The sequence below is a fragment of the Arthrobacter terrae genome, assembly GCF_015708085.1.
GTDB lineage: Bacteria > Actinomycetota > Actinomycetes > Actinomycetales > Micrococcaceae > Arthrobacter_M > Arthrobacter_M terrae.
This window is the reverse complement of sequence record NZ_JADNYM010000001.1, coordinates 207,236-221,851: the sequence shown is the minus strand read 5'-3', so window position 1 is coordinate 221,851 and position 14,616 is coordinate 207,236. Positions and strand designations below refer to the sequence as shown.

The window sequence follows — 14,616 nt, the reverse complement described above, 5'->3', positions numbered from 1 at the left end:
TCTGCTGGAGGACGCGGAGCAGTAGGGCTCCTTCCGCCCCAAACGCGTTGCATGTCCTCTCGGAGTCCCCCACGACTAACGTCGGGAGCTTGGTTTGGTCGTCGAGGTGGCCGCTGAACCGAAGCCGGCAGTTGGCGACGTCCGCCCGTTGGGGGAGCGGGTCATGAGGGCCACCCTTCCGCCGTCGTCCTGCCTGTCCGGCTCCTGCCTGTCCGCCGTCGTCCTGCCTGTCCGGCTGTCTCCATTCCGGCCAGGTTCCGGCCGTCGGTGCAGGGTCCGGCCGCGGCGGCGGATGCAGTACTCCACCACAGCCAGATTGATGGCCCAACCTGCCCCCAGCATGAGCGTGGTGGTCAGGCCACTGGTGCCAAAGACGGCATTTCCAAGGCCTTGCGTGAACACCTGGGTGCCGGCGCCAAGAGCCAGCGCGTAGGCCCGTGTCATCCACGCCCGGTGCCGGGCCACGTCGCCGTGCCGGATCACGGCGAAACCGCGCAGTATGCAGGCGGCCATGCCCGCCCCGAACGCGAGCCTGAACAGGTAGAGTAACATCCCTGTGCCGGGCTGACCGGGGTAGAACAGCGTCAGGCACAGTGCCGAGAATGCCACGGTCAGGCCCAAAATCACCACCACCCGCCCGGACTGCCGGTGCCATTTCAGGTGGCGCCGGCGAAAGCCGGGGGAGAACTGCAGGGCGCCAAGGACGGCGTAGCTGATGGCGCTGGTGATGTGTACGACGACGGGCACGGGCGAGGCGGTTAGGCGCTGATTTGCGGGCATGAGGTGCGGGCCTCCGGACAGCTCGATCAGTCGCAGGGAGCCTGCCACGGCGGGTACCAGGATGAGGGCGATGAGTGCGAACGGCACCCACCGGCGGGCCCTGTCCGTGTGCGAAAGCGCCCCCGTGCTCACTTGGCGCCGGCCGGGTAAAGCGCTGCATCTGCTGGAATGGGCACGGATGCAGTTGAGGGGCGCGTCCGGCGCCACAACGAGTAGCCGAGCCCGATCAGGGCCAGGCCGGTCGGGAGGGCGAAGAGCCGCTCGTTGACCATCGGCAGCAGTGGGATCGCAACGGTTGCGCCAGTCCCGGCGGCGAGGACGGCCGCGGCCCACCGGGCCAGAACGTTGGCACGGAAGAGCGCGGTCCCGAAGAGGACGCCGCCGATGATGTAGGTGAGACCTGCGGCCGAATTGAGGGGCAGCAGCAGACCGATGTTACCGGCCGCGTGTCCACCGGTGGCAACGGCAAAAACGCCATTGACGTAATCGGGCGCAGTGCCTGCAATGGCTGGAATGACCACTGCTCCAATAACTTCCACGCTCATCATGATCAGGTAGCCGGCACCGAACACGAGATAGCCGAGCAGGCCGAGCACTCCCATCCTCTTCACATGCGGCAAGTACATCCCGGTGATGCCGATGAGCGAGAGCACGGCCATCAGGATTTTTAAGCTTTGCCGGACCGTGTACTCTGCGGTGCCGGCGAAGGTGGCATCCAGGTGGGGGTGGTTGATTTGGATGCCGATGAACAGCAGCCCTGCTGCGACGGCGCTGAGGCCGGCCGTACGGGCGAGCGTGGTGGTGGTGATGGACATGTCGGCTCCTGGGTTCGCAGTGTCCGTGGCGGGGTGCCGTGGGATACCTCAAATGTAGGAACCGGGAGGGTGAGACGGCGTCACCCAATGATGTGAATGACAAGGTGAGATCCGCGGCTGGCTGTTACAACAGGCCGCGTTCGCGTGCGCGGCGGACAGCGGCCCGGCGGTCGGAAACCTCGAGTTTGGTGAAAATGTGCTTCGTGTGGGTGCGCAAGGTGTTGTACGAGATGAACAGTTCACCGGCGATCTGCGGCCCGCTCAGACCGCCGCCGAGAAGCCGGAGCACCTGCAGCTCCCTTTCGCTCAAAAAGTCAGCGGACGACGACGGCACTTGTCCCGGCGTCGAACAGGCAGCTTGCGCTTGAGCTGAGGTTCCCAGACGGAGCAAACGGTGTGCGTGCTCCCCGGCAGTGCGGTAGTGCCGGCCGTCGTGCGCGGCGCCGCGCAGCAGGCCCGTCATCGGCGCTCCTTCGTCCAGGAAGAGCCGCACATACCCGCCGGGTTCGGGTGCCTGGACAAATGCGCGCTCAAGCGCCTCGAGGGCCTGTGTCCGTAGTCCTTGCACATCAAGTGTCAGGGCCTGAAGCATCTGAATCTCCACTAGGCTCCCGGCGCGTCCGGAAGCCGTGGCGGCGTCGAGCAATCGTTCCAATAGGGCACCGGCCCGGCCGGCTGCTCCGGCGTCGGGACACGCCCGGTGCTGGGCAATCAGCAGCCGCACCAAGGTGAGGTGGTCAAATTCGCGCAGATAGCTGGCGTCATCCGTAACGGAAAGTCCGCGCTCGCGTGCCCAGTCCTCGGCGTCCAGGAGCCTGCCCTGTGCGATCCAAATCCGGGCCTTCATGGCCGGGATCGGGCGTACCTCCGGAAAGAATCCGCGCAGGTAGAGCGGCTCCGCCTGCTCAAAAAGGTCGATAGCCCCCTCCAGGTTTCCCTCCGCACGGGCGAGCAGTCCGCTTGTCACCAACCACCGGTATCGGCTCTCGGCCGGCGGGAGGCGCTCCTGCAGCGCCGCAGTGGCCTCAAGGTGTCGCCTGGCGTCTTCAAGGTCTCCGCCCTGGCAGTCGATCCCGCTCAGTCCCACGTGCAACCCGGCAGTCGCCCGTTCCGTGGAAGGACCCTGCACTTGGGCCATTTGCAATGCGCGCTGCATAATCCTGCGGGCTTTTCCGGTTCGGCCTGCCGCGAGCCACAGATCTGCAAGCACCACCGTGCTGTCCAGTTCGTCAATCAGGTTGCCGGCCGCATGCAGGCTTGCCACGGCCTGGGTGAACGTCTGCAGTGCCGTTGAAACGTCGCCCCGCGCCCATGCGGCGAGCCCCAGAAAACCGGAGGCTGCGCCACGGGCCAGGTGATCGTCGGGGCCGGCAAGCGCCAGGGCGTGTTGAGCATGACCCACCGTCCCCATTGCATCTCCCCGCGCCTGCGCCAGTGAGGCGCGGTAGATGGCGATCGTCGCCGGCAGCGTCTGGAACTCTTCGATGGCGGACCAAGGGCAGGCCGCTCCGGAGGGTGCGGCTGCCATCGCGCGCTCGGCATCCTGAAGCCGGGGTTCGACGCCGTCGAGCTTTCCGGCGGCCATCAGGCTGAAGGCTTGGAAGACACTGAGCACGGGACTACACCGAATGACGTCGTCGGGCAGTTCCTTCAGCCAGCCGAGGAACAAGGCATCCTGCCTGTTGCGCCGGATTTGTGGAACAGCCAGTTCCATGAGGTGTGCGGCGCGGTCAAAGTCCAGTGCCGCCAATGCATGCCCAACGGCTTCACCGGTCATACCTTGGCCCTCGTACCAGCGGCTGGCGCGCTGATGCAGCAGAGGAGCCTTCCCGGGCTCCTCGCCAAGCAGGCGGGCCCGAAGCACATGGGCAAACAGGCGATGGTAGCGGTACCACTCGCGTTGGTTGTCCAGGGGGACAACAAATAGGTTGGCACGTTCCAACCTCCGGAGCGTGTCGCTCCCGTCGGAGCGACACGTCACAGCGTCACAGAGCGGGCCGGTCAGCCGGTCGAGCAGGGCTGTGTAGAGAAGAAATTTACGGACCTGCTTCGGTTGATGCGCCAGCACCTCTTCGAGGAGGTAGTCGAGGATATACCTGTCATCCCCGTCAAACCGGGCGATGAAGCCCGCGATGTCCGCGCGTCCCTTGAGCGAAAGCCCAGCGAGCTGAAGCGCCGCAATCCACCCTTCCGTTCGTTGCGACAAGGCCGCTACCTCCCTTGCAGCCAAGTCCACCCCCGGTACACCCCTGAAGTATTCGGTGGCCTCCTCGAACGTGAAGCGGAGCTCCGCAGCACGGATCTCGAGCAGTTCCCCGCGTACCCGCCAACGGGAGAGCGGCAGTTCCGGGTCCGCACGGGTGCTGATGACCACGTGCATGCGTGGCGGAACGTGCTCCAGCAGGAAAGCCATCCCCTCACCGACCCCGCGGCCGTCGGCCAAGTGGTAGTCATCGAGCACCAGCCACACCTCTTTGGGTGTAGCGGCCAGTCCATTCAGCACAGCTGTGAGCACGCGCTCGGTGGGTAAGGGCGAGGACGTCAGCTGGTCCAGGGCCGCCGGGTCAAGGCCTGGCACCGCCGCCTGCAGAGCTGTCACGACGTAGGTCCAAAATACCGCAGGGTCACTGTCCGACTGCTCGAGCGAAAGCCACGCCACGCAACGTTTTTCGTCGGGCAGGGCCAGCCATTCGGCAAGGAGCGTGGTCTTACCGAAGCCCGGCGGGGCAGACAACAGTGTCAATCTCGATTCAGTTCCCTGACGCAACAGTCCACTAAGTCGTCGTCGGGCCACCAGGCCGCGCTGCGGCAACGGAACGAACAGTTTGCCTGCAATCAACGGCGGTGCCATGGGAACCCTATTCCTGCGTGCCCACCGGAGTCCACAGTAGGCAGCAACTCACACAAGTCTAGCGCCACCCCTGCTGCGAACGCGGTTTTGCCAGCAGCCACCAGAACGCGACGGACTCAACTCTCTAGCCTGTCGTCGTCGGACTGCTAATCCGCAGCAGGTGGTTTGGAAGCCTGTTTCCTGGCGCCCGGCCGCGGATTTCGAGCAGATCCCGGGCATGGGCGTGCAAATGCTTGTCCTCATCGGAAACGGGAGTCCAAGGGGGAACCGGCACCGAATTGCCGGTGCCGTCTCGTGCCACCATCACGGTCAGGCAGTAGGTGGTCAGCTCCATCTGGCGTCTCTTGGGATCCCCCGACCGGACGTGAACGGCGATGTGCATGCCCTTCGTTCCCGTATAGACCAGCCGGGCCTCCACTTCCACCAGGTGGCCGATCAGCAGCGGCCGGTAGAAGCGGACACCACCGGAAAACACCGCCACGGTATCATTACCGCAGTACCGTGATGCGCACACATAGGCGGCTTCATCGATCCATTTCATCACCATCCCGCCGTGAACCTTGCCACCCCAATTAACGTCTGTGGGAGCGGCCATGAATCTCAGCACCACGCGCTCGGCAGTCCCGGCATCGGTGTAGTTCTGCGCCTTCATGGCCGCCACGATCTCTTCCCGGACTTTGATCCGGGCCAGAGCGTCGTCGTGGTGTGCATTCTCCTCCGGCGTTGCGGGCTCAAACATTGTTACCGGGATGGGTTTGCCGTCCTCGCCGACGGCCACGAATATCACCATGGATTGACTGCGCATCGTGGGCGTTCCGCGTCTTGGGTCGCCCGAGGATACTACGGTGCGGATGTGCATCGATGACCGTCCGGTGTAGACGATGGTCGCCTCCACATCCACCATGTCGCCACTGTTGACGGGGTCGGCGAAGTGAATGTTCCCCACATAGGCGGTGACACAGTACGAATTAGACCAGCCGACGGCGGCGGCATAGGCCGCTTTATCCACCCACTCCAGCACCGTGCCGGCATCCACCGAACCGCTGTGCCCGACGTCGGTGGGGGCTGCAAGGAAACGAAGGGTTACGGAATTGGCGGCAGTCTCACTCATGGAACGAGTTTATTGAAGTGGCACACACTCCAAACGCCGGGAAGTCTCATACGCTGTTCCGCCCGTCATAATCGCCAGGCCACGGGATGGAATGTGGATCTCCGGTGCCAGGGTTGGAGCCCGCCGGAGAAGGACGCTTTCGTAGCGGCGCCGGGCATCCCATGCACCTGGACCGGCGAACTCGGTCCACCAGAGCGGGAGTGCCCGCGTGTCCCGGCGCTCCGGCTACCTGCTTGCGCATCGTCGAAATACAGGTACTGGGTACTCTGGGCCAGCATTCATCCGGGCGATACAGTCGGGCCTATCACTCCATTTTCCGCTGTTAGCGGTACGAGCAGGAAGAGTTGGTCATGGATGAGCGTGCTCCTTCCCAAAGCAAATTTCGTCATTTTCTTCTCCTAAGAGTTACCGGGCGGTTAAGCCGGTTTTTTGGTTCTCTTGGGCTTGTAGTCGCGCTTGTTGCTTCTTTCACCATATTGCCGGCGATGGTCCCGGCTGCTTCTGCAGCGCCAAGCGTTGACAAGGCCATAGTTTTCTCCGACGTGCCTGAGGGCATGATGTATCACCGTGAAATGTCCTGGCTTGCCAATGAAAACATTTCCACAGGGTGGCCGGATGGTACTTTCCGGCCATTGCAGGCCATCAATCGGGACGCAATGGCTGCGTTCCTCTATCGATTGGCGGGTGAGCCAACCTATGCTCCTCCTGCGAAGTCACCGTTCAAGGATCTGTCGACGACCCAGCAGTTCTATAAAGAAATGACCTGGCTGCATAAGGAGGGCATTTCCACAGGTTGGACAGAACCGGATGGTTCCCGTACCTACCGCGCTCTGCAGCCCATTAACCGCGACGCCATGGCTGCGTTCCTATACCGGTATGCCGGCTCGCCCAACGTTAATCTGCCCGGGGGTTCTCCGTTTACGGACATCACATCCTCGACCCAGTACTACCGCGAAATGGTGTGGCTCCAGCAGTCTGGAATTACAACCGGTTGGCCAGACGGCACCTACCGTCCGCTGCAGCCCATCAACCGCGATGCGATGGCGGCGTATCTCTACAGGTACTCATTGCCCGATGCGGTGTCCGGAGTGATCCTTGCACCCGAAGCCATCATCCTAAAGGACGGCGTGGGCGTACAGAAAGTTGATCCGGCGAAGGCGACGGTGACATTGAGCCCGGCAGCGGGCCCGGTCCCGGACGTCGATGCAGGGGATGTTTTGGTTGCAGGAATTTCGCCTGCAACTCCGGATGGGCTGCTGGTTCGGGTGGACATAGTGGCCACGGCGGCTGATGGCACACAGGTGCTCACCACAAAACCCGCAACATTGACTGACGCGATCTTCGCAACAGATGGCGCGGTGACCTCGTCCGGGACGGTGGTTGAGCAGGAATTCGTGCCGGCAGATGGCGTTGCAGTCATTGATCTTCCCGTAACAGGGGCGGGTACGGGACCGTTGGGGATACCGCAGGATAGGGATGGCATTGCTCCTGGTCTGGATAAACGCTCCGGCCTGCCGTCCGGGCCGGATGCCGGGACAACGCTGTACAAGAAGAAGTTCACCTATGCTGAGCAACTCAAAAAGTCGACTTCCGGTACCGCATGGAAGCATGTGGATGTGCAGGGCACGGGAACGTTGTCCTTGACGGCCGAGTTCGCGATCGATTCCGGGGTGAAAGCAACAGTCGACGTGGGCTGGACGTCTCTGAAGGAGGCAAAGTTCACGCTGGACACGTCATTGACCGCAGAGAGCACGGTGACGGCGGCCGGCGAACTCAAGGGCTCTGCTCAGCGGAGCCTGGGAATGGTCAATACCTGGGCCAACATTCAGGTCGGCCCCGTACCGGTTGCCGTCCAGTTCATCTCCTCAGTGGATATGAATGTGGCAAGTCAGTGGAACGCTGAGGCTTCAGCCACAGCGAAGGCATCAACGTCCACGTCGGTGGGTATGGCTTGGAAGGATGGTCAGTTCAAGAAGATATCGGAGGTCGACGGCGATGGCATGGCAACGCTGAAAGGACCGACCCTGACAAGTTCCTCATCGGTAGCCGTGGGCCCCACGCTGTCGGCGAAGCTCTACGGCATGGTGGGTATCAGCGCAGGCTTCGATGTCTACGCGAACTATGCCACTGCCACAGGCACCTGTGCTCTAGACGTCGGCCTGGATGGGCGAGTCGCACTGGTTGCGGGTATTGAGGTCTTCGGGTTCAAGCTAACGGACGACTGGGAGAAGGAGTTCAAGAAGTCGGTGAACCTATGGCACGGAGATGCATGCGACGGTGTTCAACCGCCCGTGGACGACGTTTCGAAGGACGTCTTCGGGCCGGGCATCGCTCTGCTGGGCGACGGCGGTCTGGGAGATGCGGCCCAGTGGGGTCAGGTTCCTGACTATGGCCCTGGTGGTCCAGCATGGATCCTGTCCACGGGTCGGATGCAGGACTCTGTGGGGTCCCCTGACAACCTGGCGTCCACGTCCCTCGGCGGTGCGGGCAGTGAGTCGCTGTCCCAGTTCATTGGTGGCAGCCCTACTTACGATGCCGCCGAGTATTGGGCCAAAGTAGTGCCGACCGGTCACACCCTGCACGTGCGTTTCTTCTTCGCCAGTGAGGAATATCCGGAGTATGTCGACTCACCGTTCAACGACGTCATGGGCGTCTTCGTCAATGGCACGAATTGCGCGCTGGTGCCGGGGACGTCCTTGCCAGTAGCGGTGAACAACGTCAATGATCACTTCAACTCCAAGTATTACATTGACAATTCCGCTGGTGCGAGTGGATACAGCACCGCGATGGATGGCCTGACGGTGCCGATCACCTGCTCGGTGCCCGTGACGCCAGGCACGCCGCTGACAGTGAGAATAGCCGTCGCTGACACATCCGACGGCGTTCTGGACAGTGCTGTTGCGCTTCTCAATGGCGGCATCTGGTCCGATTGACCCTGCAGCATGGTGGGGGATTCGTGTTCTTGGTTCCCTCACCATGCTGCGGATTGGGCCTTGACGGGCCCCTGGTGACTGCAAAACCGTTCGGACGCAGATGGACGCAATTCACTCGTTGCCGTCGCGAATGAGTTCAAATTCGAGGAAACATTGATCGTCAGTGCGCGGGAGATCCTCCATCGCCCGGGCCATCGCTGCCGGCCTGGGATATGCCGTTGTTCATTTCGGTTCCGGAACGGTTGCCATTATTGGGCTGTGGATCGGGCGGTCTTTGGAATCTTCTGCGCATAAATTTCCGTTTCCCGCCGGTACGGGACCGAGGCTGATCGGATGGGCGGGGGCCGCCGGTCCGTTGTTCTGCACCCGAGGTAGGTAATGCATTGGTGCTCGAAAGGATGCGCAGAACCGTTTCCTGATTCAGCCACCCGTGCAGTGAACCATCCGCATCCGTCACCGGGACGCCCGCGTTAGAAGCGGAGCCCAGCACGGCGTCGAGAACCATTAGCAGGGTGTCCTCGGGCAGTATTGTTACTGGCATTTCGGCGACGTCGAAGAGCCGCGTGCGGTCCCTGTTGTTGTCGTCGTCGTTCAGCACGCTCGCAAGGTGTTGAACGGTGACAATACCGGTCAGCTTTCCCTCTGCATCGATCACAGGTACGGCCGGGTGTTGCGCCGTCAGCAGCCGTCGGGCACCTTCCGCGACGCTCAGATGTCCAGGAAGGGCCCGAAGCGAGGTGTCCATCACGGTGTCAACGCGGGTCCGGCTCAAGAGTTCCGTGCCCGGGTGCCGCTCCAGATCGATTCCGCGGCGGCGCAGCTTGAGGGTGTAAATGGTGTCGGGGCTCATGAGCTTCGATACGCCGGTGGCGACGACTATCGCCAGCATCAGGGGCAGGATGATGGAATACTCGCCCGTGAGTTCGAACATGATGATAACTGCGGTGATCGGGGCCCGTGCAGCTCCAGCGAAGACCGCACCCATGCCCACCAAGGCGAAGGCTCCAACCTGTCCGTGCAGGGCCGGTACCAGAAAACCGGCGACCTCTCCAAAGGCGGCTCCGAGCATGGCGCCGATAAACAGTGACGGCGCGAAAACGCCGCCCGAGCCTCCGATGCCTATTGTGAGACTGGTGGCCACGATCTTGCCTACGAGCAAAAGGACCAGAAACCCGACGGCGTAGGAACCGGCGACTCCGGCCTGCACGACCGGGTAGCCGACCCCGTACATCTGCGGCAGGACCAGCAGCAGCAATCCCAAAAGTACGCCGCCGGCTGCGGGCCGCAGCGATGCCGGCCCGCGCCACGCCCAGTCGCAGAAATCCTCGATCAGGTACAGGATCCTGGTGAAGCCGACGCCGGCGGCCGCTGCGAGCAGTCCCAACAGGATAAACAGTGGGTACTCAGCGGCCGACGTGATCGTGAAGGGCGGTAACTTCAGGAAAGCTTCGTTGCCCAGGAAGCTGCGTCCAATGATGGAGGCCGTCACTGAGGCAAGGACGACGGCGCCGAAGGATCCGGCGGCGAAGTCGGCGAGGATGAGTTCTAAGGCAAAAAACACCCCGGCAATCGGAGCGTTGAAGGTAGCAGCGATTCCCCCGGCCGCCCCACAGGCAACCAGTGCCCGGACCCTGGATTCCGGCATTCGGAATATGCGGGCGAGCCAGGACCCGAGCGCCGAGCCGATCTGGACGATGGGGCCCTCCCTGCCGACGGATCCTCCGGAGCCGATGCAGATGGCTGAGGCCAGCGCTTTGACCAGGGCAACCCGGCCTTTGATCCTGCCGCCATGCTGGCTGACGGCGTACATCACTTCCGGGACGCCATGGCCACGTGCCTCGGGGGCGAAGCGCTGGACCAGGGGTCCGAATAACAGGCCGCCGACAACCGGCGTCAAGACAACGAAAAACCCACCCAGCCAAGGCGCCCATGGATGGCCCGGGTGGCCATGGCTGGCGGAGTAATCTGCCGTGCCGGTAAAAATGAGTGTGGCGCTAGTGATCAGCCAGCGAAACGCGACGGCGGCCAGACCCGCGCCTGCGCCGACGAGAACGGCCATCGCAACCCATTGATAGGAAGTTCCAGCGAGGCGCATCGGTAACGTCCGGACGCTCCTTCCGCTACGGAACCAGCGTCGGCCGGTCGAATGCAACGCAGTCACGGCAGACTCCTTGTATAAGAATATGTATGAAGTGGTGCAATATATGTACTATAGCAACCATGACATTATCATCACCCAGCGCTGCCGCAGCCGAACCCAATGCGGCTGTTGGCCCAGGCTCGGAAGTCGTCGACAAGACATTGACCGCATCACGGGCGCTGCTGGGTGTCATAGCCCGGTCCTTGGCGCCGGTCATGGACGCGGTCACGCTTCCGCAGTTCAGGGTGCTGGTGGTGCTGTGGAACTTCGGGCCGCTCCGGATGGGCGAGCTTGCACTGCGACTGGGCGCCAACCAATCAAGCTTCAGCCGCTTCGCGGACCGCATGGTGGCCGGGGGCCTGATCGCCAGATCCGCGAGCACAGAGAATCGCCGTGAGGTGATCATTTCCCTTACAAAAGAGGGCTCGCGCATCTATGCCGAGGTCACCGAGGCCCGCCGGCAGGAGATTTCCGAGGTGCTCAGCCGACTGTCCGGTTCCGAACAGGAGACCGTCCTTGCAGGCTTTGAAGCCTTTGCCCGCGCAGCCGGCGAACCGCGCGCGGACGAGACCCTGATCCTGGGCATGTAGGCATGCTTTTTTCTGCGGCAATACCGATGCCCGCCGGCGGTCTGACCTTGACCGGAATGACCGGGGCCATGTGGATGCCGGTCCGGCCACCGACATTGGAGCGGGTACTGGCGTGGCATCCACAACCCATCCCAGTGCTGCCGCTGCTCGTTGTGGCACTGCTGGCGCTCTATGGGTGCGGTGTGCTTATCCTATTCCGCCGCGGCATCCGGTGGCCCTTGGGGCGGAGCCTCTGGTGGCTCGCTGGTGCCGCTACCATCCTGCTGGTGACGGCCACTGGAATCGAGGGATACGGGATGGAGCTGTTCAGCATCCATATGGTTCAGCATATGGTCCTGAACATGCTCGCCCCGGTTTTCCTGGTCCTCGGAGCTCCGATCACGCTCCTGCTGCGGGCGTTGCCCGCAGGCTCCGGTCCAAAGGGCCTGCTGCGGCGCGGGGTCCTCTGGCTCCTGCACACCCGGGCAGCGGCGTTGCTGACCCATCCCGTCGTCACTTTTGCGTTGTTCATTACGAGTCTGTACGGACTCTATTTCACGCCGGCCTTCGACTACCTGATGGGTACCTGGTGGGGCCACAATCTGATGCTGGTGCACTTCCTGCTTATCGGCTACCTCTACTTTTGGGGGGTGCTCGGCGTTGATCCGTCACCACGGAAATCCGCCCGCGGGCTCCGCGCGTTGACGGGAGCCGTGCTGCCGGTGCTGGAATTGGCTGCCACCGCGCCGTTCCACGCCTTTTTCGGGATCGTGGTCATGATGTCCAGCAGACTGCTGGTTCGCTTCTATTCCGGCGGCATGCCAGCCTGGCACGTTTCGCCGCTGGCCGACCAGGCTACGGGCGGCGGCATTGCCTGGGTCTTTACAGAACTGCCAACACTTATTGTGCTGGGCGCTCTTGTCTTTAAGTGGCAAAAATCAGACAGCCGCGCTGCCCGGGCTTCGGAGCGTCGGCTCGAACGCGGGGAAGACTCGGAGCTGGAGAACTACAACGAGTACCTGCAGGCACTGAACCCCCGGACCGGCAGCAGGCGCTGAGATGAACCAGGTAGCCGCGGGCTCATCGCTGATCCTCTACGCCTTCACGCTCGGCCTGGTTGCCGCGGTGAACCCCTGTGGTTTTCCCATGCTTCCCGCATACCTGGCACTTTTTGTCGGTGCCCGCCCCGGACTCAAGGCGGCGCGACTGGCCGGCGCACTACGGTGCGGTGCCAGCATGAGCGCGGGGTTCGTCGTCACGTTCGGGTCCCTGGGACTGTTCCTGCAAAGCGGCGCCGTGCTTGCCACCGGAGCGCTGCCCTGGCTGCTGGTGGTGGTCGGACTTGCGATGGTCGCCGCCGGCATCTTCACGATCGCCGGCCGCGGGCCCCGATTAAGGCTTCCGTCTCCCCGGGTCCGCACGGGCCGGTCGGTCGCGGCCATGGCGCTCTACGGTGTCGCTTACGCGCTCGGCTCACTGAGCTGTTCCCTGCCGCTGTTTTTGGCCGCGGTGGGCGGGGCCTTTGCCGGCCATTCAGTGGCGGAGGGATTTGCCAGTTACCTTGCCTACGCCCTGGGCATGGGCCTGTTCGTCACCGCCGCCGCCATCGTCGCCGCCACCGCCGGATCCCGTGCGCTGCGACGCGTTCGCTCCGCAGCCGTCTGGCTACCCGCCGTGTCCGGAATCGTCCTGATTCTTGCGGGGGCCTACCTCGCCTACTACTGGGCAGCCGAGGTGCTCGCCCCAACGGTCACGTCACCGGTAACGGCCACTGTCAGCAGCGTCCAGGCGGGGCTCGCCGCGCTCTTGGACGATCAGCCGTTCCTGACAGCCCTGGCGCTGGCGGTCATCGTTCTGGGATCCATCGCCGTCGTCGTTCGCCGCACGTTGACTACGGCGGACGGCGGGTCCACCGACGAAGCAGATCCAGCGGACCAGCCGGCACAGGCCCACCAGCCAGCACAGAAAGGCATCAACAGCCAGTGAAATCAGCTTCAACGAATAAGGACACGGCCACCGACAGAGGCGCCGCGGCGCGCGGCCGCCGCGGACTGGTTCTGCTCTGGGGGGCCTCGGGGCTGGCGATTGTCCTCGCTCTGGGCGGTCTGCTGGTGCTGGCAATGACCCACCGCGTGACAGGCGTTTCACCGACGACCGGCGCCCCCGCGGAGCCCGGCATCAACTCAAACTCAGCGGCGCTCCTTCAACTCGATTCCTTACCCGGCCCGCACGAAGATGCCCCGGACTTTGCGCTGACGGATCAAAACGGAACGCCGGTGAGCCTATCCCAGTACCGAGGGAAAGCAGTCGTCCTGTCTTTTAATGACGACCGGTGCGAGGACCTGTGCACGCTGCTGGCCCAGGATGTCGCCGCAGCAGACCACGATCTGGGGGCAGCAGCCAGTCAGGTGGTCTTCCTGTCCATCAACGCCAACCCCTTCCACCCGACGCCTGCTGATGTGAAGGACTGGACGGACAGCCACGGGCTCGCGGACGACCCGAACTGGGTGTTCGCAACAGGCACCCCCGGCCAGCTTAAAGACACAGCCGCCAAATACGGCGTCCCCGTTTCCGCTGACCCCAAAACCCAAGAGGTAGTCCACGGCTCGGAACTGTTCTTCATCGATCCGGCCGGCAAAGAAGCGGCAATGGGGCAGTTCGGTACGGAATCCGCCAACACCGCCCCCTTCGCCCACGCCATGGCGCAGATGGCAGTCGATCTGCTGTCGCAGGCGGCCGGCATCGCCGTTGGCGGCCCGCAGCTGGACGCAGGACCGCCGTCGGGCTCCAGCTCCGCTGAACTGAACGCTCCGGCCCCCGACTTTTCGCTCGCACTGCTCAACGATGCGTCGGCGACCCTGTCTCTGGGCTCCACGAGGGGAAAGTACACGGTGGTCAACTTCTGGGCCGGTACCTGCTCTGCCTGCGTCCAGGAACTCCCCGCCATGGAATCCGCACACCGCCAACTCGGGTCAGGGGTCGCCTTCCTCGGCGTGGACGTGGCGGACCCGGACCAAGCCGGTGAGGCCTTGGCCAGCAAGAGCGGAATAACATATCCACTGCTCACCGACGCAAAGGGCGCCGCTGCAGGGGCATACCGGATCCCAGGGCTGCCGTTCACTGCCATCATCGGGCCCGGCGGGAAGCTGCTGGTGCGACATGCCGGGGCCGTCACCGACAAACAGCTGACGTATATCATCTCTACCCTCGAGCAAACTCCCAGTTAGGACCGCCCTCCCCGGTCAGCGATGGGGAAATCCGTCGTTGCCTCGCCGTCAGGATCTCCCGGACGGCACCGCGGTATGAGTTCTTCGGGGGATCATATCCTTGCCATCATGTCAGTCCTTTCGGTACAAGCGGTCACGTGCGCCGCTGTCATCTTTACGGCGCCCACCATGCTTCACGGGTCGGGGTTTC

General features: G+C 63.3%; 10 protein-coding genes. 5 read left to right on the top strand and 5 right to left on the bottom strand.

Going from position 1 to position 14,616, the window contains the following annotated elements:
* Positions 1 to 75: 75 nt before the first annotated feature.
* From IV500_RS00940 to IV500_RS00925, 4 genes are all read right to left on the bottom strand, one after another.
* Complete coding sequence (locus IV500_RS00940; RefSeq protein ID WP_312875776.1) at positions 76 to 912, bottom strand: DUF2306 domain-containing protein; 837 nt, start codon at positions 910 to 912, stop codon at positions 76 to 78.
* Positions 909 to 1,595, bottom strand: a complete 687-nt coding sequence (locus IV500_RS00935; protein WP_196394940.1) for a hypothetical protein — start codon at positions 1,593 to 1,595, stop codon at positions 909 to 911. The genes IV500_RS00940 and IV500_RS00935 overlap by 4 nt, the downstream gene beginning before the upstream one ends.
* A gap of 124 nt (positions 1,596 to 1,719) precedes the next feature.
* The gene (locus tag IV500_RS00930; RefSeq protein WP_196394939.1) at positions 1,720 to 4,446 is read right to left on the bottom strand and encodes a winged helix-turn-helix domain-containing protein; all 2,727 of its coding nucleotides are present in this window, start codon (positions 4,444 to 4,446) and stop codon (positions 1,720 to 1,722) included.
* 124 nt (positions 4,447 to 4,570) lie between these two features.
* Entirely contained in the window at positions 4,571 to 5,557 is a 987-nt protein-coding gene (locus tag IV500_RS00925) for an acyl-CoA thioesterase (protein ID WP_196394938.1), read from the bottom strand.
* A 485-nt stretch (positions 5,558 to 6,042) separates the two neighbouring features.
* Between IV500_RS00925 and IV500_RS00920 the strand changes: the two genes are divergently transcribed.
* Positions 6,043 to 8,490 (top strand): choice-of-anchor L domain-containing protein, encoded by a 2,448-nt coding sequence (locus tag IV500_RS00920; protein ID WP_196394937.1) that lies wholly within the window; start codon positions 6,043 to 6,045, stop codon positions 8,488 to 8,490.
* Positions 8,491 to 8,650: 160 nt separating this feature from the next.
* Here IV500_RS00920 and IV500_RS00915 read toward each other — a convergent pair whose 3' ends face one another.
* Positions 8,651 to 10,651 carry a chloride channel protein gene (locus IV500_RS00915; RefSeq protein WP_312875775.1) on the bottom strand — a complete coding sequence of 667 codons (2,001 nt, stop codon included), beginning with the start codon at positions 10,649 to 10,651 and terminating at the stop codon, positions 8,651 to 8,653.
* A 59-nt stretch (positions 10,652 to 10,710) separates the two neighbouring features.
* Between IV500_RS00915 and IV500_RS00910 the strand changes: the two genes are divergently transcribed.
* The 4 genes from IV500_RS00910 to IV500_RS00895 are packed head-to-tail and all read left to right on the top strand — an operon-like array spanning position 10,711 to position 14,426.
* Complete coding sequence (locus IV500_RS00910) at positions 10,711 to 11,220, top strand: MarR family transcriptional regulator (RefSeq protein WP_196394936.1); 510 nt, start codon at positions 10,711 to 10,713, stop codon at positions 11,218 to 11,220.
* Positions 11,221 to 11,222: 2 nt separating this feature from the next.
* Complete coding sequence (locus tag IV500_RS00905) at positions 11,223 to 12,257, top strand: cytochrome c oxidase assembly protein (protein ID WP_230854297.1); 1,035 nt, start codon at positions 11,223 to 11,225, stop codon at positions 12,255 to 12,257.
* 1 nt (position 12,258) lies between these two features.
* Positions 12,259 to 13,185, top strand: coding sequence for a cytochrome c biogenesis CcdA family protein (locus tag IV500_RS00900; RefSeq protein ID WP_196394935.1), 927 nt, complete (start codon positions 12,259 to 12,261; stop codon positions 13,183 to 13,185).
* Complete coding sequence (locus tag IV500_RS00895; RefSeq protein WP_196394934.1) at positions 13,182 to 14,426, top strand: redoxin domain-containing protein; 1,245 nt, start codon at positions 13,182 to 13,184, stop codon at positions 14,424 to 14,426. The genes IV500_RS00900 and IV500_RS00895 overlap by 4 nt, the downstream gene beginning before the upstream one ends.
* The last annotated feature ends 190 nt before the right edge of the window (positions 14,427 to 14,616 follow it).